Consider the following 23,086-nt stretch of genomic DNA (forward strand, 5'->3'; position numbering starts at 1 on the left):
AAGTCAGGCCCAAAAAGCCAAAATATCCCTTAAAAAACAATGCCGGTCACCTTAAGTGACCGGCATTAACCGTCAGGTGGCTTTTTTGTCAGAAAACGCCGGCGTCCCGGCGTCGGAGCGTTCCGCAGTGATGATTAGCGGGTTGCAGGCGTGCTATGCAGCCGGTGTCTGGTTACAAATCCCAGGCCGATACATAGGATAAACACGACCGCATACAGGCCATTGGCCGTCAGCAGCGCAGCATGTGGTCCGCTGTGTTCTACGATAGGGCTGGTCACAACAAAGGTCAGCATTGTACCGATGGTACCGCAGGTCAGAATAAAGTTAACCAGCTTCGGTGAGGATACTCTGGTCTGCTGCGATCCCAATGTAATAATGGTGGTATAGATGGCACTTGAGAAAAAGCCTAAGGCCATAATAATCAGGTGCAGCATCGGGACTTCCTGAGCATGAGTAAACCAGTACATCAGCAGCGTTGCCAGAGCCGTGATCACAACCAGGATTTTCTGCAGGTCGAAGAAACGCAGTACGATACTGAACACCCACATACCCACCATATATGCCGTCCAGAAATTACCTACCAGCTGGCCGGCATCAGAAATCTGCATCCCCATATTTTTAGTCGCATACTCCGGTACCCAGGAAATAAAGCCCAGCTGTCCCAGAATGTAGCAGAGTGCAGCCAGTGCCAGCAAAAACACGCCGCTTCCCCATTTTTCTTTTCCGGCCTGTTCCTGGCGGCTGCTTTTGGTCAGTACCGGGAATTCCATCATCAGTGTGAGCACGAAGATAACTACGTAGAGGAGCCCGATACAGCAATATACCCAGTACCAGGGCAGGTGACGGGCCAGAATGATACCCGCGATGATAGGGAACAGAGTTCCTGCCATACTGAAGAAGGAATCCGTGAACAGCAGGCGTGAGCCGCGCTGACGACCTTCATACAGATGAGTGATCAGGAAGGTACCAATCGACATGGTAATACCGCTAACCACACCAAGGACAAACATACAGACGGAGAATAGTGCAATGCTGTGCCCGGAGACCAGTCCTGCAATAGCCAGCAGCATCAGTATAAAGCCAAAAATCAGCTGGCGTTTCAGAGGAATGATTTCCATCAGCCAGGCATTCAGGAAAATAGCGGCCAGAATCCCGGTATTAAGAAACGTGAACGTATTACTCATGCTGGACACCGGCACATTGAAGTACCGGGCAATATCATCCATGACCATCCCTGTCACGATCACTAATGCACCCGTCAGTGCATAAGAAAAAAAGCTAATCCAGGTCAGGCCAATTCTGTTGGTCTTTGTCATTGTCGACACCCTAATAATAAGAGAAGTACTAGTTATAACGGCACAGCTGAAGAGTGAACCGTGATCTTCAAAAATAATCAATGCAATATCATACCTTTATTGCATTTAATGTGTGATGTGCTTCAAATGTTTATCCGTGCAGAGTGATCTTTTCCTGCGGTTAACAGAGTCATCGCCGGGTAAACGTCTGGTTCTTACCCGTTTATATCACTACAATTACCCGGATTTTTTGCGCTATCTATCTAACCAGGGAGTTTTTATGTTGAAACGTACTTTGGCGACAGCTTTCACTTTGTTAGCTCTCTCTTCTGTCTCTGTGTCGGCACTGGCCGATACTCATGTATTACTGACAACGACGGCAGGTAATATTGAGCTGGATCTTAATGATCAGAAAGCACCGGTGAGCGTTAAGAATTTTGTCAGCTACGTCAATAGTGGCTTTTATAACAATACTATTTTTCATCGGGTGATCCCGGGCTTCATGATCCAGGGCGGCGGGTTCACTGCAGACATGCAGCAGAAAACCGCAGGTGCTCCTATCCGTAATGAAGCTGACAATGGATTACCGAACGTTCGTGGGACCATCGCCATGGCACGTACTGCAGATAAAGACAGTGCAACCAGTCAGTTCTTTATCAATGTGGCGGACAATGCATTCCTGAATCATGGTCAGCGCGATTTCGGATATGCGGTCTTTGGCCGGGTGGTGAAGGGGATGGATATTGTGGATAAAATTTCTCAGGTAGCCACCTCGTCGAACGGCCCTTACGAGAATGTTCCGGCTAAACCGATTGTGATCACTTCAGCGAAAGTATTACCGTAGTCAGATGCGCTCAGTGGAATACACGATCATTCCACTGACTTCATTCCGGTTCCCCTCTCTTCCGGCATCTGCAGAGAGGGGGCCCATCGTGTTTATGCCGACCCCGTCCTTCACCCGGTAACTGTCAGACAGAGATTACTTTCATGCTGCTCCTCATCGATAATTACGACTCCTTCACCTGGAATTTATTCCAGTATTTTAGCCTGACCGGAGTGGATGTCCGGGTAGTACGTAATGACGCGATAACGATTGAAGAGATGTGCCAGTTACCCCTGACACATCTGGTGATTTCTCCCGGCCCCTGTACACCGGATCAGTCCGGGGTTTCAATGGCTGCCATTCGTCACTTTGCCGGTAAAATTCCTATTCTCGGGGTCTGTCTGGGACATCAGGCGATAGTCCGCGTCTTTGGTGGTAAGGTGGTCCGTGCGCGCCAGCCGATACACGGTAAAACATCAGCGATTATCCATCGTGGTATCGGTGTCTTCCGGCAGCTGAAGAATCCGTTATCGGTAACACGATATCACTCCCTGATCGCCGAGCGAGCCTCATTGCCGGATTGTCTGGAAATCACTGCCTGGACGGAGATCAACGGTGAGCCTGACGAAATCATGGGTATCAGACACAAAACACTGCCTGTGGAAGGCGTACAGTTTCATCCTGAAAGTATTCTGAGTGAGCAGGGGGTGGAATTATTGAAAAATTTTGTGAGTCAGGCCGGGTAAAGATTGCCTTTAAATGATTTTTTATGCATATTTTATGGATTATTATTTACTCGGTCAGTGAATCAATCAGGCGGGAAAGAATATGGCACAAGAGAAAATGGCAGTGACCCGGGAAACCTTTGATCAGGTTATTTTGCCGGTTTATGCACCGGCGAAGTTTGTTCCGGTCAGGGGTGAAGGTAGCCGGGTCTGGGATCAACAGAATAAAGAGTATGTCGATTTTTCCGGCGGTATTGCGGTAACCGCACTCGGCCACTGTCATCCGGCACTGGTGAATACACTAAAAGTGCAGGGCGAAACATTATGGCATACCAGTAATGTGTTCACCAATGAACCGGCACTGCGTTTAGCCAGCAAGCTTATCTCGGCAACTTTTGCGGAGCGGGTGTTCTTTGCTAACTCAGGGGCTGAAGCGAATGAAGCCGCCTTTAAACTGGCCCGTTACTATGCCTCCGTCCGCCATAGCCCGTACAAAACTAAAATTATTGCCTTTCACCATGCCTTTCATGGCCGGACGTTGTTCACGGTCACTGTGGGGGGACAACCTAAATATTCTGACGGTTTTGGTCCTAAACCGGCCGATATTGTCCATGTGCCTTTTAATGACCTCGATGCGGTAAAAGCCGTGATTGATGATCATACCTGTGCGATCGTTCTGGAACCTATTCAGGGTGAAGGAGGCATTACGCCGGCAACGCCAGAATTTATGCAGGGATTACGCGAACTGTGCGATCAGCATCAGGCTTTGCTGGTGATGGATGAAGTGCAGAGCGGGATGGGACGTAGCGGGAAACTCTTCGCGTATGAACACTATGGCGTGAAACCGGATATCCTGACAACCGCAAAAGCTCTGGGAGGGGGATTCCCTGTCAGTGCGATGCTGACCACACAGGAAATTGCTTCTGCAATGACTCCGGGGACTCACGGGACAACTTATGGCGGAAACCCACTGGCCTGTGCGATTGCAGAAACCGCGCTGGATATCATCAATACACCGGAAGTCCTTGCGGGAGTAGAACAACGCCGCCAATGGTTTTATGAAGAACTGGAGAAAATTAACCAGCGCTTCTCTGTATTTACCGAAATCCGCGGCAAAGGATTACTGATCGGTGCAGAACTGAAAGATGAGTATAAAGCGAAAGCACGGGATCTTTTGCACGCAGCAGCAGAGCAAGGTGTGATGATCCTGACAGCCGGTAACGGTGTCATTCGTTTTGCACCTTCACTGGTCATTACTGAGCAGGACATTCGTGAAGGAATGACCCGGTTCGCGGCGGCTGCAGAGACGCTTTTTGGCTGAGACGGCAGATAATCAGGAGACAGCGATATGGCTGTCACCTGATTTATTTATGGCTGTTTTTCCTGCTCAGCAGCCATTGACCATGATGAGGACGCTGACGCCAGACCAGTGCGGAAATCGTCCGCATCACCTTCAGATGACTTAATATCTGGTTCAGTTGCCGCTCCACAATGGTGACCGGGCCCAGAGGTATTTTAACCTCTTCATCCATGACATTTCTGCTGTGATCTCCCTCGCTGTGAAAATCGAGCCGTTGCTGACATTGCTGCAAGGCCACTTCGCAGGATTGCAGATACCTTTCCGCCAGGTCCGGTGTCAGCATCGTATGTTCACGTGACAGAGTCGTCAGCACGTTAATATGCTCCACAATAAACTGACTGTGTGTCACCCAGAGATGCATTTCGCTAAGGTATTCGGTATCAAAGCCTGGCTCCTGCATTGCCTGGTTCAGGGAACTGAACAGTGCATTATGTTGCTGGTTTGCCTTAATCCGGATAGCTTCGGCGGCTTCTGCCCCGGGGGAGGGGCCGAGAAGGATCTGCAGCGCTTTCTGGTAGGTGGACAAGACATCCTGTGCATTTTTCCTCAGCAACGCACTCTGCCACTGAGGCCACAGCCATAGCATGCCCGCGAAAGAAATCAGGCAACCGAGCAGTGTGTCCAGCAGGCGTGGTACCAGAAAGTGCGCACCGTTCAGCGCGAGCAGTTGCAGACTGTACACGGCGGTAACCGTAGTACCGATGGTGGCCCAGCCATAGTACTGTCGCGAGAACAAATTGCTGAACAGAGTAAGCAGCAGCATGGTCAGTAAAATGGCGGGTTCCGGGGTCGCGAGCTGTAAAGAGAGTGCAGCAATAATCAGTCCGGCAAATGTCCCTAAGGCCCGGTGCTGTATCCTCACGCGGGTAGCGTTGTAACTGTTCTGGCTGACCAGAATGATGGTCATCAGTACCCAGTAAGGTTTGGGCATGTTTAATGATAGCGCAAGGGTACTGGCCACCAGCAGCATCACCGAAAAGCGTCCGGCAGTGCGTAATGCCGTCGACTTCAGTGACAGATAACTGCGTAATGCACTCAGGAAAGGTAGCCGGCGTTGACTGTCTGCCATGAGATCACGGCGGTAAAGCGGAGCCCGTGACTGCAGTACTTTTGCAATTTTCGAGAAGTGATATCCGAAGAATGTTCCCACCGGATTGTCCGGGTATTCACGGGCAACGTTTTGCAGCGCAGCCAGCGATTCTCCCATCGAAAAATGCCCCGGGATTTGATGATAAAGAATATTATCCGCCGTGATCCTAAGCTGCGCACAGATTTCATCGGCATTCTGTTTAATGATCGCGGCTGAACCACTTTTTATGATTAAGGCGCGAACATCGTCGGTTTCACCCAGTGTGACGGAAATATGTTCCTGTAAATCTTCGGCCATAATAAAGGAACGGATCAGATATTTCTCGCGGCTGTTTTTTTCGGCAGACAACATATGGATCTGCTGATACGCGGTAGTGATCAAATCGACAATTTTTTGCTGCCGGTTTAACAACGCAGGCAGTGCCTTTTCCGTATCTTCCGGTTCTGCTGTGGTTAGCAGATGATATTTATCTTCGCAATAGCTCGCCAGCGCCCGATATAGCAGACTTAATGTTTCACGTAGCGGCTGATCCTTCGATAATCTGAACCAGAACCAGTTAAACAGTCCGTACCACAGTGTACCGCCGCCATACAGTAACGGTGGTCCCCATAAAGGCATTCGCCCTATCAGGCTAAGTGTGAACGTCATGGCGATTAGCGCACCGGGTAATAACCGGCCATACAGGGGACTGATCTCTCCGCATACCCCAATCAGTAACGGCAGGGTGAAAACGATAAAGGGGAGCGGTACATGCCGTATTAACAGCCACTGCAGCAGAAAACTGCTCACAGCAAACAGTGTTCCCCCGAGGAGGATCCGTTCAAAGAAACGACGGTGAGGGGTATCCAGTCCGGCGATATTGCAGCAGGCAGGGATAAGGGAAAACAGTAATCCTTTCTGCAGGTTACCGGTAAGTCCACCGATCAAAACCGGCAGAAAAACGACCAGTGTCTGGCGCAGGGCATAGTTAACTTCGGGATGATAAATCAGTCGGCGCCACATCGGAATACAATCGCTGATAAAAAGTAAAACAGGACACGGTAGCGGGATGCTACCGTGTAGATGGCAGGTTAACGGGTTCCGTAGACGACAATCGTCTTACCGTGAGCAGAAATAAGATTCTGATCTTCCAGCATTTTAAGAATTCGCCCAACCGTCTCCCGTGAGCAGCCGACAATTTGTCCGATTTCCTGACGGGTAATTTTAATCTGCATTCCGTCCGGATGCGTCATCGCGTCTGGCTGGCGGGCTAAATTCAGTAACGTCTGGGCAATACGGCCTGTCACGTCAAGAAACGCCAGGTTACCGACTTTTTCGGAAGTTACCTGTAACCGGCGTGCCATCTGTGAAGATAAACGCATCAGAATTTCCGGGTTCACCTGAATGAGTTGTCGGAATTTTTTATAGGAAATTTCCGCAACCTCACATGCCACTTTGGCACGCACCCAGGCGCTGCGTTCCTGACCTTCTTCAAAAAGCCCCAGTTCACCAATGAAATCTCCCTGGTTAAGATAAGAAAGGATCATCTCTTTTCCTTCTTCATCCTTAATTAAAACAGCCACGGAGCCTTTCACAATATAGTACAGGGTTTCGGCTTTCTCACCCTGGTGGATAAGGGTACTTTTGGAAGGATACTTATGAATATGACAATGGGACAGGAACCATTCGAGTGTAGGGTCTGTTTGTGGTTTACCGAGAACCATTCTCTTTTATCCTCTGTTGTAATCGTGCCATAAATACAGGGGTAAGCTCCTGCCAGGCAAGGAAGTCATAGGGTATTTTTATTGGCAATTACCGCAGAAAAGCAGATTTTGTTCTGGATTTTTCTACCGTTTCACCATAGTTGTAATCTGATAAAAAAATGTCTCACCCTTTGTTTGTAGCACACACTGGCGCAACTGTCTCCTGTTGTATGTTCAGACTTTAACGAATGACAGCAGATTGCTGTTTGTACTCTGAAGGAGTAATCTGAAGCCTGTTTTTTCAGAGTTGAGAGTAAGCATAATGCAGGCACGCGTAAAATGGGTTGAGGGACTCAGCTTTATCGGAGAATCGGCTTCCGGACATCAGGTTCTGATGGATGGCAATTCAGGTGATAAAGCGCCGAGTCCGATGGAAATGGTGCTGATGGCTACCGGCGGTTGCAGCGCAATCGATGTGGTATCTATCCTGCAAAAGGGGCGTCAGGATGTGGTGGACTGTGAAGTCAAACTGACCTCTGAACGTCGTGAAGAAGCACCCCGTTTATTTACGCATATTAATCTGCATTTTGTCGTCACGGGTCGCAATCTGACTGATGCGGTGGTTGAGCGAGCTGTCACGTTATCTGCCGATAAATACTGCTCAGTGGCACTGATGCTGGGTAAAGGTGCGGAGATTACGCATAGCTTTGAGGTGGTAAGCCTCTGATACGCGTTTGAGTGCCGTCATGGCACTCAATGTTGTCTACTGAAACTGCTTCTCTTCCATTAATCGCTTCACCAGCGGTGTCATGATCAACTCCATTGCCAGTCCCATCTTCCCGCCCGGTACGACCAGCGTATTAATGTGCGAAATAAAAGACCCCTGAATCATCGCCAGCAGGTAGGGGAAGTTAATGGCTTCCAGCCCCCGGAAATGAATGACCACAAAACTTTCATCTAATGACGGGATGGTTTTGGCGGCAAAAGGGTTAGAGGTATCGACCGTCGGTACCCGTTGAAAGTTGATATGGGTACGGGAGAATTGCGGCGTGATGTAGTTAATATAGTCATCCATGGAGCGAACTACCGAGTCCATGACCGCTTCACGGGAGTGGCTTCGTTCGCGCGTATCCCTGACCAGTTTTTGAATCCATTCCAGGTTAACAATCGGGACGACACCGACCATCAGATCCACTTTATCTGCCACATTGTGCTGGTCCGTGACAATCCCGCCATGTAATCCTTCGTAAAATAAAACATCGGTATTATCAGGCAAAGGTTGCCAGGGCGTAAACGTGCCCGGGATCTGTTTCCAGGGAACGGCTTCATCATAAGTATGCAGATACTTACGGGAGCGACCGGTCCCCTGAGTACCGTACTCAATGAAGGTGTGTTCCAGCATCGCGAAATCGTTAGCCTCAGGACCAAAATAACTGATATGGCGACCGGAATCTCTGGCTTTGCGGATGGCCACATCCATCTCCGGACGACTATAACGGTGAAAGCTATCCCCCTCAATTTCGGCGGCCTGGATATTAAGCTGCTGGAAGATTTTTCTGAATGCCAGACTGGTCGTGGTGGTCCCGGCACCGCTTGAGCCTGTGACGGCAATGATTGGATGTCTGGCTGACATGAGGCGGTGCTCCCTGAACTCGTTCGGCTGACTGCATTGTTAGCATGTCTGCCGGAGTCTGTCATCACTCAGGTGAGCAGAATTTATCTGTTCTGTCTGAAGGTACTGGCCTGCATTAAGGATACCGATTCGTTCAGTTCAGACCAGACCACCACGATTTCACCGGCTGTCAGCTGGCGATGAATATCCTGCGTTTTTTCTTCCAGCGTTCGTTCTTCCTCACCATAGTCGGTGCCTTCACGCAGGACAAACGATTCGATCAGGTTATTCAGAGTCTCAGGGTTGAGTTGTTGCCACGGAATAATCATGCTTTTTTATCCAGCCAGGTCGAGAGCCATTGAGGGATCCGTTTCTCCAGCCACATGACCGGACGGGTTAATGTTCCGCTGACAAAACCGACATGCCCGCCATATTGGCTGAGCTGGTAGGTAATGCTGGGCGATAGATGCTCCGGATTCGGGATAACGTCCGGCACCATAAAAGGGTCATCCCGTGCATGGATAATCAGCAGAGGTTTTTCAACGCCAGAAAGCAGGGGCATGCCACTGGCCCGGCGGTAATAGTCGGTCGCATCGGCAAAGCCATGTATCTTCGAGGTCACCTCGTCATCGAAATCACGTAATCGGTGGATCTTCTTCAAACGTTCAGGAGAAACCGACAGTAATTCCGGGTAGGCTTTAATTTTCCGCCGTGCGCTCTTCTTCAGTTGTGACAACAGGTAAAACTGATAAAAGCGTGAGAAGCCTTGTTCCAGTTTTGAACTGCAGGGTTCAAGCATTAGCGGGGCAGAAACGATGACGCCGGCATCCAGCAGGCAATCACTTCCCTGAGATCCCATCAGACAGGCCAGCATGTTACCGCCAAGCGAGAATCCGACGGCGGCCGTAGGCACCTTCCCATAGGTATCCTGTAACCACTGCAGAAAGTAGCTGGCATCGCCGATTTCACCGGAATGATAGCTTTGCGTCATACGATTAGGGGCTTTACCGCACCCGCGAAAATGCATGACAACCCCCAGCCATCCCTGTTTTTTAATCGCAGAGAGCAGGCCATGAGCATAAGGGCTGTTAATACTGCCTTCCAGGCCATGAAAAATCACGGCACGAGGTTTATGGCGTGCACGTTCCGGGTCTTCGCTCCAGGCAAGATCGACAAAATCACCATCAGGTAATTCCAGTCTCTGCCAGCAGGGTTTGATCCGGACGATACGTCTCAGGATCCTGGGCAGGAGCGTCTGAAGGTGAGGGTTCTTCAGTTGAGCAATCGGTGTGAAATGCTCATCCGGGGTACGACAATTATTCATGTTGTCGGGACTTGTCTGATCCATAACTCACTGTATAGTTTAAACGGTTTAATTTCATCCTGAGACAGGAAAGGTGCCACGCATGGAAATGGGGTTATTTCTTTCACTACTTGGCTTCCTATGGGTTGCCGCAATAACACCTGGCCCTAATAATATGTTACTTACTGCATCCGGTGCCAACGTTGGTTTTGTTCGCAGTCTCCCGCTCATGCTTGGCATCATGCTGGGTATGCAAATAATGTTGCTGCTGGTCGCTTTTGGTATCGGCGGCCTTATTCTGATTTATCCGGCGCTGCACTTATTGCTCAAAATTGCGGGCAGTCTCTATTTACTCTGGCTTTCATGGAAAATCGGCAGCGCCCCCTATGAAGTTCTTGAGGTAGACCCTTCTCCGGACAGCGGGAAAGCCATGCCATTCTGGCAGGGAGGTCTGCTGCAGCTGATCAATCCTAAAGCCTGGTTGATGTCATTAGGCGCCGTTGCCAGCTTCAGCCTTGCCGGAGCAGAATATCGTTCGTCTGTACTGGCCATCAGTTTTGCGATGTTTCTGGTCAACCTTGTGGCCGGTATCATTTGGCTGGGCTTTGGGACGATGATTGGCCGCTGGCTTAAAAGCCCGCAGGCATGGAAAATCTTTAATGTCTTTATGGGGCTGCTTACCGCATCCTGTGTCATTCTGATCTGGCTTTAGACACCCATCGCCCCGGCAGGCTTTCCTGCCATGGCTCAGCGGAGATAACGGCCTGAGCCAGTATATCAGGGGATTGTATGCTGATAATGCAGAATATTCCCTGAAAACCCGGCGACAAATTTATTGTTTTCCCGGCAGACAGGCAAGTCTTTATTCATCGAACCGGCTGAATAGTTAACAGCACCGGCTGGCGTAATGCGTAGCCGGCAGCTGTCCGTGCTATCATGTTTGACTCACCCGGGATCACAGACTCCCGGTGTCAGGGGGGAGCAATCAGGTGCAGGGATGGGCCTTAGTCTGCCGACTGCATCTGTTCCAGCTGCTCCTGAAGTTCCAGCCACTCCATTTCATAGCTGTCCAGCGCTGACTGGCTTTCAGCCTGTACCTTCAGGGCAGTGGTCAGGTCATCTTTACGGGCCGCATCGTACAGTTCCTGCTGACCGAGTAAAGCTTCATTCTCGCTGAGGGTATTCTGTAACAACGCCATTTGCTTTTCGATTTTCTCGATTTTTTTCCTGACCGGTTGCGTCAGTGCACGGAGTTCGGCGTCACGACGTTTCTGATCTTTACGGGCCTGGGCGGAATTGCCCTGACTAACGGCAGGGGCCTCTTTGACCACGCTGATTTTCTGCTGTTCCGTCAGCCATTGCTGGTAGTCTTCGAGATCGCCATCGAACACATCCACATTCCCGGCATCGACCAGATACAGATCATCAGTGGTCGCACGGATGAGGTGCCTGTCATGCGAAACGACCACCAGTGCGCCTTCATAATCGATCAGTGCTTCTGTCAGTGCCTGGCGCATATCCAGGTCAAGATGGTTGGTCGGTTCATCCAGCAGTAACAGATTAGGACGTTCCCAGACAATTAACGCCAGCACCAGCCGGGCCTTCTCTCCACCCGAGAAGCGTTTTGTCATCTCTGTGACTTTATCTCCCTGAAACCCGAAGCCGCCCAGATAATCCCGTAACTGCTGTTCGGTGACCTGCGGCGAGGCCTGACGCTGAAGGTGCTGTAACGGCGAGTCGTCTGCTCGCAGGTATTCAAGCTGATGCTGTGCGAAATAGCCTGCTTTAATGCCTTTCGCCAGAGAAACTTCGCCCTGCTGAGGAGATAACTCTCCGGCTAATAACTTAATCAGCGTCGATTTACCCGCCCCGTTGCGTCCCAGTAACCCGATGCGTGAACCGGGAACCAGATTAAGTTTTACCGAATTCAGGATCACCCGGCCATCATAGCCCGCGGTGACTTTCTCCATTTTCAGCAATGGGTTCGGCAGGCTCTCCGGAGGCAGAAAACTGAAGCTGAAAGGATTATCCACATGTGCCGGGGCAATGAGCTCCATGCGCTCCAGCATTTTTATCCGGCTCTGGGCCTGACGGGCTTTTGTCGCCTTGGCGCGAAAACGGTCGATATAGTGTTGCAGATGGGCGACTTTCGCCTGCTGGCTTTGATAGAGCGACTGTTGCTGGGCCAGCTTGGTGGCTCGCTGCCGTTCAAAGTCACTATAATTACCGGTGTATTCGAACAGGTTTTCCTGCTCAATATGCAAAATTTTATTCACGGTCGGATCAAGGAAATCCCGATCGTGGGAGATCAGTATCAGCGTGCCGGTATAACTCTTCAGCCAGCGTTCAAGCCAGATCACGGCATCGAGATCCAGGTGGTTCGTCGGTTCGTCAAGCAGCAACAAATCTGAACGACAGATCAGCGCCTGTGCCAGATTCAGACGCATACGCCAGCCTCCCGAGAAATCTTTCACCGGGGCCTGTAATTGCTGTTGGGTAAATCCCAGACCATTCAGCAGGCTGGCCGCACGTGCCTGAATTGTCCAGGCCTGGACGGTATCAAGCTGAGCATGCAGCAGTGCAATGCGGTTACCGTCATTTTCTGCATTTGCCTGAGCCAGTTGCGATTCCAGATGGCGGAATTCCCGGTCACCGTCGATAACATACTCGATCGCCGGTTGATCCAGGGCCGGAGTTTCCTGATTTACCCAGGCCAGAGCCCAGTTCGAAGGAAAACTGACATTTCCGGCATCACTGGACGTTTCCCCTTTCAGAAGGGATAAAAGTGTGGATTTTCCGCAGCCATTTTTACCGACCAGGCCAACTTTTTGCCCGGGATTGATGGTGGCGGAAGCATTGTCCAGTAGCACGCGGGTGCCGCGTCGTATTTGTAGCGAAGAAAAGACAATCATAAGCGCCGTTTCGTCAGAATATGTTAAATTATCAGCTAAAGTGAACCAATGATTAAACAGAAAATTTCGTTATGTGCTGCATGGTAGCTGAAATAGTTATCCGTGACGATGATTTGGAGGGGAACAATGTCGACACAGCCCAAAATCCTGCTTCTTTACGCCCATCCTGAATCACAGGAGTCAGTCGCTAACAGGATCCTGCTGAAGACCGCACAACGTCAGGAAAACGTAACCGTACATGACCTTTATGCGTTCTACCCTGATTTTTTTATCGATATCCATTACGAGCAGCAACTGCTGCGGGAACATGACATCATCATTTTCCAGCATCCTCTCTATACTTATAGCTGCCCGGCGTTACTGAAAGAGTGGTTCGACCGGGTGCTGACCCGCGGATTTGCGATCGGCAATGGCGAGCAGGCGTTAGCCGGCAAGTACTGGCGCAGTGTGATAACGACCGGTGAACCGGAAACCGCTTATCATCAGCACGGCCTGAACCGGTACCCGATGAGCGATATCATGCGGCCCTTTGAACTGACGGCACAGGCCTGTCGTATGCATTGGTTAACACCGATGATTATTTATTCCGCCAGACGCCAGACGGGCAAGGCGATGACAACGTATGCCAGTGCTTACAACGACTGGTTAGCCCAGCCATTACCACAGGGGGTAATTTAATGCAGGGACCAGGCCTGTTAACTGCGGGTGTAATTTATCTTGGGGCAGCGGTCATTGCTGTGCCTATTGCTGCCCGGTTGGGTATTGGTGCGGTACTGGGCTATCTGCTTGCGGGTATTGCTATCGGCCCCTGGGGTGTCGGGCTTATCAGTGATGTTGACGAAATACTGCATTTTTCGGAACTGGGTGTAGTTTTTCTGATGTTTATCATCGGCCTGGAACTGAACCCGGCCAAACTCTGGCAACTCCGGCGTTCTATTTTTGGGGTCGGTGCGGCCCAGGTCATCTTTTCGGCGGCCATTCTGGGCGGGTTGCTCTGGCTGACACATTTTTCCTGGCAGAGTGCCGTCATCGGCGGTATCGGGCTGGCGATGTCCTCTACCGCGATGGCTATTCAGCTGATGCGCGATAAAGGCATGAACCGTAGTGAGTCCGGTCAGCTTGGCTTTTCTGTCCTGCTGTTCCAGGATTTGGCGGTGATCCCGGCTCTGGCCCTGGTCCCGCTTCTTGCCGGGGGCAGTGATGGCGGACAGGCGACGGACTGGATAAAAGTAGGCATGAAGGTGCTGGCATTCGCGGGCATGCTGATTGGCGGCCGCTTTCTGCTGCGTCCGATTTTCCGCTTTATTGCCGGTTCGGCAGTGCGTGAAGTTTTTACCGCGGCGGCATTATTACTGGTGATCGGTTCAGCGCTGTTTATGGATGCGCTGGGACTGTCGATGGCGCTCGGGACCTTTATCGCCGGTATCCTGCTGGCCGAAAGTGAATACCGGCATGAACTTGAGGTGGCTATCGACCCCTTTAAGGGACTGCTGTTGGGGCTGTTCTTTATCTCGGTCGGGATGGCACTTAACCTCGGCGTGCTCTACACCCACATCACTGAGGTGATTATCGCCGTACTGGTACTGGTCGCGGTTAAAGCGCTGGTCCTGTACATCCTGGCCCGCGTGTATGGTTTACGCAGTTCGGAACGTTTGCAGTTTGCGGGAGTATTGAGCCAGGGCGGGGAATTTGCGTTTGTGCTCTTCTCAGCGGCCTCCTCGGTGCATCTGTTTACCGGCGAACAACTGCCGATGTTACTCGTGACCGTGACGTTATCGATGATGACGACACCGTTACTGATGCAGGGTATCGATAAGATACTGATTCGACGCTTCAATAACTCGAAAGATGACCATGGCGAGAAGCATTATGTTGAGGATGATCAGCCTCAGGTGATCGTGGTGGGCTTCGGTCGTTTCGGTCAGGTCGTTGGTCGTCTGCTGATGGCCAATAATACCCGGATAACGGTACTGGAACGGGATATCAGCGCGGTCAGCCTGATGCGTAAGTATGGTTATAAAGTCTATTACGGCGATGCGACGGAACTGGAATTATTGCGGGCTGCCGGTGCAGAAGGGGCCGAGTCTATCGTCATCACCTGTAATGATCCGGAAGATGCGATGGCGATTGTTCAGTTGTGCCAGCACCATTTCCCGCACCTGAAAATTCTTGCACGCGCCCGCGGCCGTGTGGAAGCTCACGAACTTTTGCAGGCCGGGGTGACGCAGTTCAGCCGCGAAACCTTCTCCAGTGCGCTGGAGCTTGGACGGAAAACACTGGTTTCTGTGGGTATGCATCCCCATCAGGCAATGCGTGCGCAGCTTCATTTCCGTCGTCTCGATATGCGGATGCTACGTGAACTGATGCCAAATCATGATGATAGCGGACAAATCTCACGGGTACGGGAAGCTCGTCGCGAGCTGGAGGATATTTTCAACCGCGAAATGCAGCAGGAAAAGCAACAGCTGGATGGCTGGGATGAGTTTGAATAAGACGACCGAGGTGAGAGTGCTGTCGAAGGGCTTTCAACCGACAGGAGTACAGGATGGCGAAACGATTTATTGCCGGCGCCGTTTGCCCGCACTGTCAGAAAACCGACACGCTGGCGATGTGGCGTGAAAACAATGTGGATGTGGTGGAATGCGTAAAGTGTGGTCACCAGATGCGTGAAGCGGATAAGCGGTTAGCGGATACACATGCATGGGCCGGTAAAATTATCGGGGTATTCACGCCCGAATAGCGCGGGCATCAGGTTTTTTTTCCCTCTGTAACTTACAGAGGGATTGAATTTCGTTACAATTGCCACCACTAAGACCGGAGAGGAAATCAGTTTATGTTTTTCCCGGTCAGGACCTTTCTGGTTGGTGTTATTGCAGGCAAAAATAGACCAATGAGACGGGAATATAGCTCTCAACGGTTAGGAGATATCATGAAAGTAGCAAAAGACCTGGTTGTCAGCCTTGCTTATCAGGTACGTACAGAAGATGGGGTATTAGTTGATGAATCCCCTGCAAATGCACCGCTGGATTACCTGCACGGTCATGGTTCCCTGATTTCTGGTCTGGAAAAGGCACTGGAAAACCATGAAGCAGGTGATAAGTTTGACGTTAACATCCCGGCCAACGATGCGTACGGTCAGTATGATGACAACCTGGTTCAGCGTGTACCGAAAGACGTTTTTGTCGGTGTTGATGAACTGCAGGTAGGTATGCGTTTCCTGGCTGAAACCGATCAGGGCCCGGTACCGGTTGAAATCACCGAAGTCGGTGATGATTATGTTGTGGTTGATGGCAACCATATGCTGGCAGGCCAGAACCTGAGCTTCAATGTTGAAGTCATTGCTATCCGTGAAGCGACCGCTGAAGAACTGGCCCACGGCCATGTGCACGGCGAGAATGGTCATGAGCATGGCCACGACCATGATCACGGTCAGGAAGGTTGCGGAACTGGCGGTTGCGGCTGCCACCACTAATCTGTCCTGAACAAAAAGCCGCTGACGAGCGGCTTTTTGTTGACCGCATTAATAATGCGGGGGCGGTATCTCTTCAGATTGCGGGGCAACCAATGACGGTGCTGCTGTCTTAAGCTTGTCAGCTAACAGACGGAATTGTTCACGTAATCTTGCCATCTCGAGTTCATGCCGGACCACAGTCTGGTTCAGCTCCTCGATAGTCAGTTCCTGAAAAGCAATTTTGCTTTCAAGCGCTTCCAGATGTTTTTCCCATTCGGTTATCTGCATTAGTTTTCCTCGCTGTCTCTTTGCGCGCCATGATGCGCGATCCCGGCATTTTATTCGAGTCCCGGTGGAGGGAAATTACCTGAATTTTGCAGGCCACCCACGTTGTAAACTTGAAATTTACTCTCATACCCCAATAATCTTTGAAACTTCCTGATGCAAAAAAGGTCGGAGGTTAACAGAGAATCATTGTGGTGGCAGTGTTAACACTGTCATATACCGTTATAGTGTGAGCAATTAAAACACAACAATCACCGGGGTCCTGGACTTCGGTTGGGAGATATGGATGAAATCATTGTTTAAAGTCTCATTGTTAGCGACCACCCTGGCTGTTGCGCTGAATGCACCTGCAGTTATGGCTGCAACATCAGCAACAACGACCACAGAGCAGGCACCGACCAATGCTGCATTTAAAGATCAGTCACAGCAATCGGCCTACGCTCTGGGGGCCTCTCTGGGTCGTTACATGGACAACTCTCTGAAGGAACAAGAGAAGCTTGGTATCAAGCTTGACAAAAAACTCCTGATTGCCGGTGTGCAGGATGCATTTGCAGGTAAGAGCAAATTATCTGATGCTGAAATTGAACAAACCCTGAAAACGTTTGAAGGGAATGTAAAAGCGGCAGCTCAGGCTAAAATGGAAAAAGACGCGAAAGAGAATGCAGAAAAAGGTGATGCATTCGCGGCGAAATTCGCGAAAGAAAGCGGCGTGAAGAAAACGGCCAGCGGCCTGCTTTACAAAGTAGAGAAAGAAGGGACTGGCCCGGTGCCGGTTGACAGCGATACGGTTGTCGTCAACTACAAAGGGACTCTGGTCAACGGGACTGAGTTTGACAACTCCTACAAGCGTGGCGAGCCTCTGACTTTCCGTCTTGACGGTGTGATCCCTGGCTGGACCGAAGGTCTGAAGCACGTGAAGAAAGGCGGTAAAATTGAGCTGGTGATCCCGCCAGACTTAGCTTACGGCCAGAACGGTGTTCCGGGTATCCCGCCAAATTCAACCCTGGTATTCCAGGTCGAATTACTGGATGTTAAACCGGCACCTAAAACTGACGATGCGGCTAAAGCACCGACAGCTGACAGCCAGACCAAAGCAGCCCAGTAATACTTTACACCGCCGCGCTCTGCGGCGGTGTCTTCCCCCCGCGCAGAATAAAAACGCTGGTTTATGTCATCGACATTTGCCAGACTGATCCCTCTGATGTTTTTACTATTTGAGTCTGCCCGGCAGTGCTTATGACAGGCTCCTGCTATGTAGGGTAATATCTGTGATGTCTAATCCTTTTAATCCTGGCGATGCCTCTGTTTATGAAATTCCGGAGCAACCGTCTTTTGAACCGTCAGACTACGAGATCCTGAAATCTTACGAGTCGGTCGTAGACGGTCTGGCGATGCTGATTGGGTCGCATTGTGAAATTGTGCTGCATTCTCTGGATAACCTGACGTGCTCAGCAATACGTATCGCCAATGGCGAGCATACCGGCAGACAGGTCGGCTCACCTATCACTGATTTGGCCCTGCGGATGTTACATGACCTGCAGGGAGAAGACAGTAATGTCTCCCGCGCCTACTTTACCCGCGCCAAGAGCGGGGTACTCATGAAATCGGTGACGATTGCCATTCGCAATCGTGAGCAGCGGGTTATCGGCTTATTATGTATTAACATGAATCTGGATGTCCCGTTCTCTCAGATTATGTCGACGTTTATGCCTCCGGAACTGCATCAGGTAGATTCGAGCGTGAATTTTGCCAGTTCAGTGGATGACCTGGTGGCTCAGACATTGGAATTCACGATAGAAGAGGTCACTAACGACCGGAATGTCGCGAATAATGCAAAGAACAGACAGATCGTGCTGAACCTCTATGAAAAAGGCATTTTCGATATTAAAGATGCGATTAATCAGGTCGCCGATCGGCTGGATATCTCCAAACATACGGTATATCTCTATATCCGGCAGTTTAAAAACGGTGAATTTCAGGGAGGCGATCGCTGATGCGCTATGCATTGCTGGTGACCGGCGCACCTTACGGGACGCAGCAATCGACCAGTGCACTGCTGTTTGCCCGTGCACTCCTTGCTGCCGGCCAGCAACTGGACACGGTGTTCTTCTACCGTGAAGGCGTTCTCAATGCCAACCAGCTGACGGCACCCGCCAGTGACGAAGTGGATATTGTACGGGAATGGCAAAAGCTGCATGAACAGCACGGTACCGGCTTGCATATCTGCGTGGCCGCGGCGTTACGGCGTGGGGTCATTGATTCCGCAGAGGCGGCCCGGTTACAGTTACCCGTCGCAAACCTGCAACAAGGATTTGTACTGGCAGGCCTTGGCGCCTTTGCTGAAGCTGCATTAACCTGTGATCGTCTGGTAGAGTTCTGATGAATCGTGTCGCGTTTATTTTCACCTCGGCTCCGCATGGTAGCAGTGCAGGGCGGGAAGGGCTGGATGCGTTGCTGGCCACCGCTGCTCTGAATGATCAGTGCGGAGTGTTTTTTCTGGGAGACGGTGTCCTCCAGTTACTGCCGGGCCAGCAGCCTGATAAAATTTTGTCACGACATTATGCGGCAACGTTCGGTGTATTATCACTTTATGACATTGAGCAATGTTATTTATGCAAGGCGTCGCTGACCCGTCGGGGGATCCCGGAGGAGACGGCATGGATACTGAATGCGGAAATCCTGGAACCAATGGCGTTAAGGCATTGTCTGAATAATTACGACAGAATCGTCACCTTCTAAGATAAAACTACCCATGTTACATACATTAATGCATTCACCCTGGCAGAGTGATGTTACGGGCCGTATCTCATTGCTGGGCGCGGATGATGACGTCTTACTGTTACAGGATGGCGTACTGGCAGCCCTTAAAGGTAATCCTTTCGCGGAAATGCTGCTGGCATCCCCCGCAACAATTTATGTGCTGGAAGATGACCTTCAGGCCCGCGGCCTGGCTGAACAAATTTCACCCAATATGCACAAGGTAGGCTATAATGGGTTCGTTGAATTAACGATTCGTCACCCACAACAGCTCGCCTGGTAGCACAGAAGTATTGGTTATTTCTTGACACCTTTTAGGCGTGGCCCTAAAATTCTGCGTCCTCGTAGAAATACGAGGCGATTTATTACGTGTTTACGAAGCAAAAGCTAAATCCAGGAGCTATTTAATGGCAACAGTTAACCAGCTGGTTCGCAAACCACGCGTACGCAAAGTTGCAAAAAGCAACGTGCCTGCGCTGGAAGCCTGCCCGCAGAAACGTGGTGTTTGTACTCGTGTATATACTACCACTCCTAAAAAACCGAACTCCGCACTGCGTAAAGTATGTCGTGTTCGCCTGACCAACGGTTTCGAAGTGACTTCGTACATCGGTGGTGAAGGTCATAACCTGCAGGAACACTCCGTGATCCTGATCCGTGGCGGTCGTGTTAAAGACTTGCCAGGTGTGCGTTACCACACTGTTCGCGGTGCACTTGACTGTTCAGGTGTTAAAGACCGTAAGCAAGCGCGTTCTAAGTACGGTGTGAAGAAGCCAAAGGCTTAATGGAACTCCGTTAAGTAAGGCCAAACGTTTTAATATAAATGTCAGAATAAACTCGTAGAGTTTTGGACAATCCTGAATTATCAACGGAGAATTTCCATGCCACGTCGTCGTGTTATTGGTCAACGTAAAATCCTGCCAGATCCTAAGTTCGGATCTGAATTACTGGCCAAATTTGTAAACATTCTGATGGTAGACGGTAAAAAATCTACTGCAGAATCTATCGTTTATACTGCGCTTGAGACCCTGGCTCAGCGCTCCGGTAAATCTGAACTGGAAGCATTCGATGTAGCTCTCGAAAACGTGCGTCCTACAGTAGAAGTTAAATCCCGCCGTGTCGGTGGTTCTACTTATCAGGTTCCGGTTGAAGTCCGTCCGGTTCGTCGTAATGCCCTGGCAATGCGTTGGATCGTAGAAGCTGCTCGTAAACGCGGTGATAAATCTATGGCTTTACGCCTGGCGAACGAACTTTCTGATGCTGCAGAAAACAAAGGTACTGCAGTTAAGAAACGTGAAGACGTTCACCGTATGGCTGAAGCCAACAAGGCGTTCGCTCACTACCGCTGGTAATCACCACGGTGTAGTTGTTAACCCGGCGGACGCTTCTGAAGCAAACCCGCCGTGGTTTACTTACAATGAACGTCCGAGAATCAGAGGAATCAAATGGCTCGTACAACACCCATTGCCCGCTACCGTAACATTGGTATCAGTGCACACATCGACGCCGGTAAAACCACAACTACCGAACGTATTCTGTTCTACACCGGTGTAAACCATAAAATCGGTGAAGTTCATGATGGTGCTGCAACCATGGACTGGATGGCTCAGGAGCAGGAACGTGGTATTACTATCACCTCCGCTGCTACCACCGCTTTCTGGTCTGGTATGGCAAAACAATTTGAACCACACCGCGTCAATATCATTGATACCCCGGGACACGTTGACTTTACTATCGAAGTAGAGCGTTCAATGCGTGTTCTGGATGGTGCAGTCATGGTTTACTGCGCGGTCGGCGGCGTTCAGCCTCAGTCTGAGACTGTATGGCGTCAGGCGAACAAATATAAAGTTCCACGTATCGCGTTCGTTAACAAAATGGACCGTATGGGTGCGAACTTCCTGAAAGTTGTTGGCCAGATCAAAAGCCGTCTGGGTGCTAACCCTGTTCCATTGCAGCTGGCAATCGGTGCAGAAGAAGGCTTCACCGGTGTTGTTGACCTGGTGAAAATGAAAGCCATCAACTGGAACGAAGCAGACGCGGGTGTAACCTTCCAATACGAAGAAATCCCTGCTGATCTGGTCGATCTGGCTGACGAGTGGCACCAGAACCTGGTTGAAGCCGCTGCAGAAGCTTCTGAAGAGCTGATGGAGAAATACCTCGGCGGTGAAGAACTGACTGAAGAAGAGATCAAACAAGCTCTGCGTCAGCGCGTTCTGAACAACGAAATCATCCTGGTTACCTGTGGTTCTGCATTTAAGAACAAAGGTGTTCAGGCGATGCTGGATGCAGTTATCGAGTACCTGCCATCTCCGACTGACGTACCTGCGATCAAAGGTATGCTGGATGACGGTAAAGATACTCCTGCAGAGCGTCACGCTGATGATAACGAACCGTTCTCAGCACTGGCATTTAAAATTGCTAACGACCCGTTCGTTGGTAACCTGACGTTCTTCCGTGTCTATTCCGGTATTGTTAACTCCGGTGACACCGTACTGAACTCAGTGAAATCTGCACGTGAGCGTTTCGGCCGTATCGTTCAGATGCACGCTAACAAGCGTGAAGAAATCAGCGAAGTCCGTGCGGGCGATATCGCCGCAGCTATCGGTCTGAAAGATGTGATTACTGGTGATACCCTGTGTGATCCAAGCGCGCCAATCATTCTGGAGCGTATGGAATTCCCTGAGCCGGTAATCTCTATCGCCGTTGAACCAAAAACCAAAGCTGACCAGGAAAAAATGGGTCTGGCTCTGGGTCGTCTGGCTAAAGAAGATCCATCTTTCCGTGTATGGACTGATGAAGAATCTAACCAGACTATCATCGCTGGTATGGGTGAGTTGCACCTGGATATCATCGTTGACCGTATGAAGCGTGAATTTAACGTCGAAGCGAACGTGGGTAAACCACAGGTTGCTTACCGTGAAGCTATCCGCGCTAAAGTCACCGATATCGAAGGTAAACACGCCAAGCAGTCTGGTGGTCGTGGTCAGTACGGTCATGTTGTTATCGACATGTACCCACTGGAGCCAGGTAAGAACCCGGATGGTTACGAATTTATCAACGACATCAAAGGTGGTGTCATCCCTACGGAATACATCCCTGCGGTTGATAAAGGTATCCAGGAGCAGCTGAAATCAGGTCCACTGGCGGGTTACCCGGTAGTTGATCTGGGTGTTCGTCTGCACTTTGGTTCTTACCATGACGTTGACTCCTCTGAGCTGGCGTTTAAACTGGCGGCTTCTATCGCCTTTAAAGATGGCTTCAAGAAAGCAACTCCGGTTCTGCTTGAGCCAATCATGAAGGTTGAAGTAGAAACTCCGGAAGAAAACACCGGTGATGTCATCGGTGACCTGAGCAGACGTCGTGGTATGCTTAAAGGGCAGGAATCTAACGCAACTGGCGTTGAGATTCACGCAGAAGTTCCGCTGTCTGAAATGTTCGGATATGCAACTCAGCTGCGTTCACTGACCAAAGGTCGTGCTTCTTACTCCATGGAGTTCCTGAAGTATGACGATGCGCCAAACAACGTTGCGCAGGCCGTTATTGAAGCTCGTGGTAAGTAATACCACGGTTTAATTTTGAACAGATGCCTTCATCAGATGATGAAGGCATAACGTAAGGAATATCGCCATGGCGAAAGAGCAATTTCAACGTAACAAACCACACGTTAACGTCGGTACTATCGGCCACGTTGACCACGGTAAAACCACTCTGACTGCAGCAATCACTACCGTACTGGCTAAACACTACGGCGGTGCTGCACGTGACTTCGCGCAGATCGATAACGCGCCTGAAGA

General features: G+C 50.4%; 26 protein-coding genes. 18 read left to right on the forward strand and 8 right to left on the reverse strand.

Annotation, left to right across the window (positions count from 1 at the left end; all coding sequences use genetic code 11):
- Positions 1–134 precede the first annotated feature (134 nt).
- Positions 135–1,316, reverse strand: coding sequence for an MFS transporter TsgA (gene tsgA, locus ABD035_RS05095; RefSeq protein ID WP_212713511.1), 1,182 nt, complete (start codon positions 1,314–1,316; stop codon positions 135–137).
- 259 nt (positions 1,317–1,575) lie between these two features.
- Here tsgA and ppiA point away from each other — a divergent pair, with 259 nt between their 5' ends.
- The 3 genes from ppiA (at position 1,576) to argD (ending at position 4,164) form a co-directional block, all read left to right on the forward strand.
- Positions 1,576–2,139, forward strand: coding sequence for a peptidylprolyl isomerase A (gene ppiA, locus ABD035_RS05100; protein WP_212713510.1), 564 nt, complete (start codon positions 1,576–1,578; stop codon positions 2,137–2,139).
- Positions 2,140–2,282: 143 nt separating this feature from the next.
- A complete protein-coding gene (locus ABD035_RS05105) occupies positions 2,283–2,864 on the forward strand; it encodes an anthranilate synthase component II (RefSeq protein ID WP_212713509.1) in 582 nt (193 codons plus the stop codon).
- Positions 2,865–2,946: 82 nt separating this feature from the next.
- Positions 2,947–4,164, forward strand: a complete 1,218-nt coding sequence (gene argD, locus ABD035_RS05110; RefSeq protein WP_212713508.1) for a bifunctional acetylornithine/succinyldiaminopimelate transaminase — start codon at positions 2,947–2,949, stop codon at positions 4,162–4,164.
- Between the two features lie 43 nt (positions 4,165–4,207).
- On the opposite strand, the gene ABD035_RS05115 is transcribed toward argD, so the two are convergent.
- Together ABD035_RS05115 and crp are read right to left on the reverse strand one after the other, a co-directional pair.
- Positions 4,208–6,295 carry a YccS/YhfK family putative transporter gene (locus ABD035_RS05115; protein ID WP_343868256.1) on the reverse strand — a complete coding sequence of 696 codons (2,088 nt, stop codon included), beginning with the start codon at positions 6,293–6,295 and terminating at the stop codon, positions 4,208–4,210.
- A gap of 68 nt (positions 6,296–6,363) precedes the next feature.
- Complete coding sequence (gene crp / locus ABD035_RS05120) at positions 6,364–6,996, reverse strand: cAMP-activated global transcriptional regulator CRP (RefSeq protein WP_038016546.1); 633 nt, start codon at positions 6,994–6,996, stop codon at positions 6,364–6,366.
- Positions 6,997–7,297: 301 nt separating this feature from the next.
- On the opposite strand from crp, the gene ABD035_RS05125 reads away from it, so the two are divergent.
- Entirely contained in the window at positions 7,298–7,702 is a 405-nt protein-coding gene (locus tag ABD035_RS05125) for an OsmC family protein (RefSeq protein WP_212713506.1), read from the forward strand.
- A 36-nt stretch (positions 7,703–7,738) separates the two neighbouring features.
- Here ABD035_RS05125 and ABD035_RS05130 read toward each other — a convergent pair whose 3' ends face one another.
- The 3 genes from ABD035_RS05130 to ABD035_RS05140 form a co-directional block, all read right to left on the reverse strand.
- Positions 7,739–8,608 carry a phosphoribulokinase gene (locus ABD035_RS05130; RefSeq protein WP_212713505.1) on the reverse strand — a complete coding sequence of 290 codons (870 nt, stop codon included), beginning with the start codon at positions 8,606–8,608 and terminating at the stop codon, positions 7,739–7,741.
- A gap of 83 nt (positions 8,609–8,691) precedes the next feature.
- Positions 8,692–8,916: a YheU family protein gene (locus ABD035_RS05135; RefSeq protein WP_025901473.1), complete on the reverse strand. Its 225-nt coding sequence runs from the start codon at positions 8,914–8,916 to the stop codon at positions 8,692–8,694.
- Positions 8,913–9,935, reverse strand: a complete 1,023-nt coding sequence (locus ABD035_RS05140) for a hydrolase (RefSeq protein ID WP_343868261.1) — start codon at positions 9,933–9,935, stop codon at positions 8,913–8,915. Before ABD035_RS05140 ends, ABD035_RS05135 begins: the two co-directional genes overlap by 4 nt.
- 58 nt (positions 9,936–9,993) lie before the next feature.
- Here ABD035_RS05140 and ABD035_RS05145 point away from each other — a divergent pair, with 58 nt between their 5' ends.
- The gene (locus ABD035_RS05145; RefSeq protein WP_212713503.1) at positions 9,994–10,602 is read left to right on the forward strand and encodes a LysE family translocator; all 609 of its coding nucleotides are present in this window, start codon (positions 9,994–9,996) and stop codon (positions 10,600–10,602) included.
- 292 nt (positions 10,603–10,894) lie between these two features.
- Here the strand turns inward: ABD035_RS05145 and ABD035_RS05150 are convergent, their stop codons facing one another.
- Positions 10,895–12,802, reverse strand: a complete 1,908-nt coding sequence (locus tag ABD035_RS05150; protein ID WP_343868264.1) for an ABC transporter ATP-binding protein — start codon at positions 12,800–12,802, stop codon at positions 10,895–10,897.
- Positions 12,803–12,928: 126 nt separating this feature from the next.
- Here ABD035_RS05150 and kefG point away from each other — a divergent pair, with 126 nt between their 5' ends.
- The 4 genes from kefG (at position 12,929) to slyD (ending at position 16,274) form a co-directional block, all read left to right on the forward strand.
- The gene (kefG, locus tag ABD035_RS05155; protein ID WP_343868265.1) at positions 12,929–13,480 is read left to right on the forward strand and encodes a glutathione-regulated potassium-efflux system ancillary protein KefG; all 552 of its coding nucleotides are present in this window, start codon (positions 12,929–12,931) and stop codon (positions 13,478–13,480) included.
- Positions 13,480–15,294, forward strand: a complete 1,815-nt coding sequence (gene kefB, locus ABD035_RS05160; RefSeq protein ID WP_212713499.1) for a glutathione-regulated potassium-efflux system protein KefB — start codon at positions 13,480–13,482, stop codon at positions 15,292–15,294. Before kefG ends, kefB begins: the two co-directional genes overlap by 1 nt.
- Before the next feature lie 53 nt (positions 15,295–15,347).
- Positions 15,348–15,542: a YheV family putative zinc ribbon protein gene (locus ABD035_RS05165; RefSeq protein WP_343868267.1), complete on the forward strand. Its 195-nt coding sequence runs from the start codon at positions 15,348–15,350 to the stop codon at positions 15,540–15,542.
- Between the two features lie 189 nt (positions 15,543–15,731).
- Complete coding sequence (slyD, locus tag ABD035_RS05170; RefSeq protein WP_212713496.1) at positions 15,732–16,274, forward strand: peptidylprolyl isomerase; 543 nt, start codon at positions 15,732–15,734, stop codon at positions 16,272–16,274.
- Positions 16,275–16,322: 48 nt separating this feature from the next.
- Here slyD and ABD035_RS05175 read toward each other — a convergent pair whose 3' ends face one another.
- A complete protein-coding gene (locus ABD035_RS05175; RefSeq protein WP_212713495.1) occupies positions 16,323–16,541 on the reverse strand; it encodes a SlyX family protein in 219 nt (72 codons plus the stop codon).
- Positions 16,542–16,824: 283 nt separating this feature from the next.
- Here ABD035_RS05175 and fkpA point away from each other — a divergent pair, with 283 nt between their 5' ends.
- The 9 genes from fkpA to ABD035_RS05220 form a co-directional block, all read left to right on the forward strand.
- Positions 16,825–17,643 (forward strand): FKBP-type peptidyl-prolyl cis-trans isomerase, encoded by an 819-nt coding sequence (fkpA, locus tag ABD035_RS05180; RefSeq protein WP_343868270.1) that lies wholly within the window; start codon positions 16,825–16,827, stop codon positions 17,641–17,643.
- A 166-nt stretch (positions 17,644–17,809) separates the two neighbouring features.
- Positions 17,810–18,532, forward strand: a complete 723-nt coding sequence (locus ABD035_RS05185; protein WP_212713492.1) for a helix-turn-helix transcriptional regulator — start codon at positions 17,810–17,812, stop codon at positions 18,530–18,532.
- Positions 18,532–18,918: a sulfurtransferase complex subunit TusD gene (gene tusD, locus ABD035_RS05190; RefSeq protein ID WP_343868273.1), complete on the forward strand. Its 387-nt coding sequence runs from the start codon at positions 18,532–18,534 to the stop codon at positions 18,916–18,918. The genes ABD035_RS05185 and tusD overlap by 1 nt, the downstream gene beginning before the upstream one ends.
- Entirely contained in the window at positions 18,918–19,277 is a 360-nt protein-coding gene (gene tusC / locus ABD035_RS05195; RefSeq protein ID WP_212713489.1) for a sulfurtransferase complex subunit TusC, read from the forward strand. The genes tusD and tusC overlap by 1 nt, the downstream gene beginning before the upstream one ends.
- A gap of 13 nt (positions 19,278–19,290) precedes the next feature.
- Positions 19,291–19,578, forward strand: a complete 288-nt coding sequence (gene tusB, locus ABD035_RS05200) for a sulfurtransferase complex subunit TusB (protein WP_212713488.1) — start codon at positions 19,291–19,293, stop codon at positions 19,576–19,578.
- A 124-nt stretch (positions 19,579–19,702) separates the two neighbouring features.
- Positions 19,703–20,077, forward strand: coding sequence for a 30S ribosomal protein S12 (gene rpsL / locus ABD035_RS05205; RefSeq protein WP_003852912.1), 375 nt, complete (start codon positions 19,703–19,705; stop codon positions 20,075–20,077).
- A gap of 96 nt (positions 20,078–20,173) precedes the next feature.
- Positions 20,174–20,644, forward strand: a complete 471-nt coding sequence (gene rpsG, locus ABD035_RS05210) for a 30S ribosomal protein S7 (RefSeq protein WP_025901459.1) — start codon at positions 20,174–20,176, stop codon at positions 20,642–20,644.
- Positions 20,645–20,737: 93 nt separating this feature from the next.
- The gene (gene fusA / locus ABD035_RS05215) at positions 20,738–22,852 is read left to right on the forward strand and encodes an elongation factor G (protein ID WP_343868277.1); all 2,115 of its coding nucleotides are present in this window, start codon (positions 20,738–20,740) and stop codon (positions 22,850–22,852) included.
- 67 nt (positions 22,853–22,919) lie between these two features.
- On the forward strand, positions 22,920–23,086 hold a 167-nt coding region (locus tag ABD035_RS05220), incomplete at its 3' end, for a GTP-binding protein (RefSeq protein WP_343868279.1).

The organism is Tatumella terrea, assembly GCF_039523755.1.
In the GTDB taxonomy this organism is placed as follows: domain Bacteria; phylum Pseudomonadota; class Gammaproteobacteria; order Enterobacterales; family Enterobacteriaceae; genus Tatumella; species Tatumella terrea.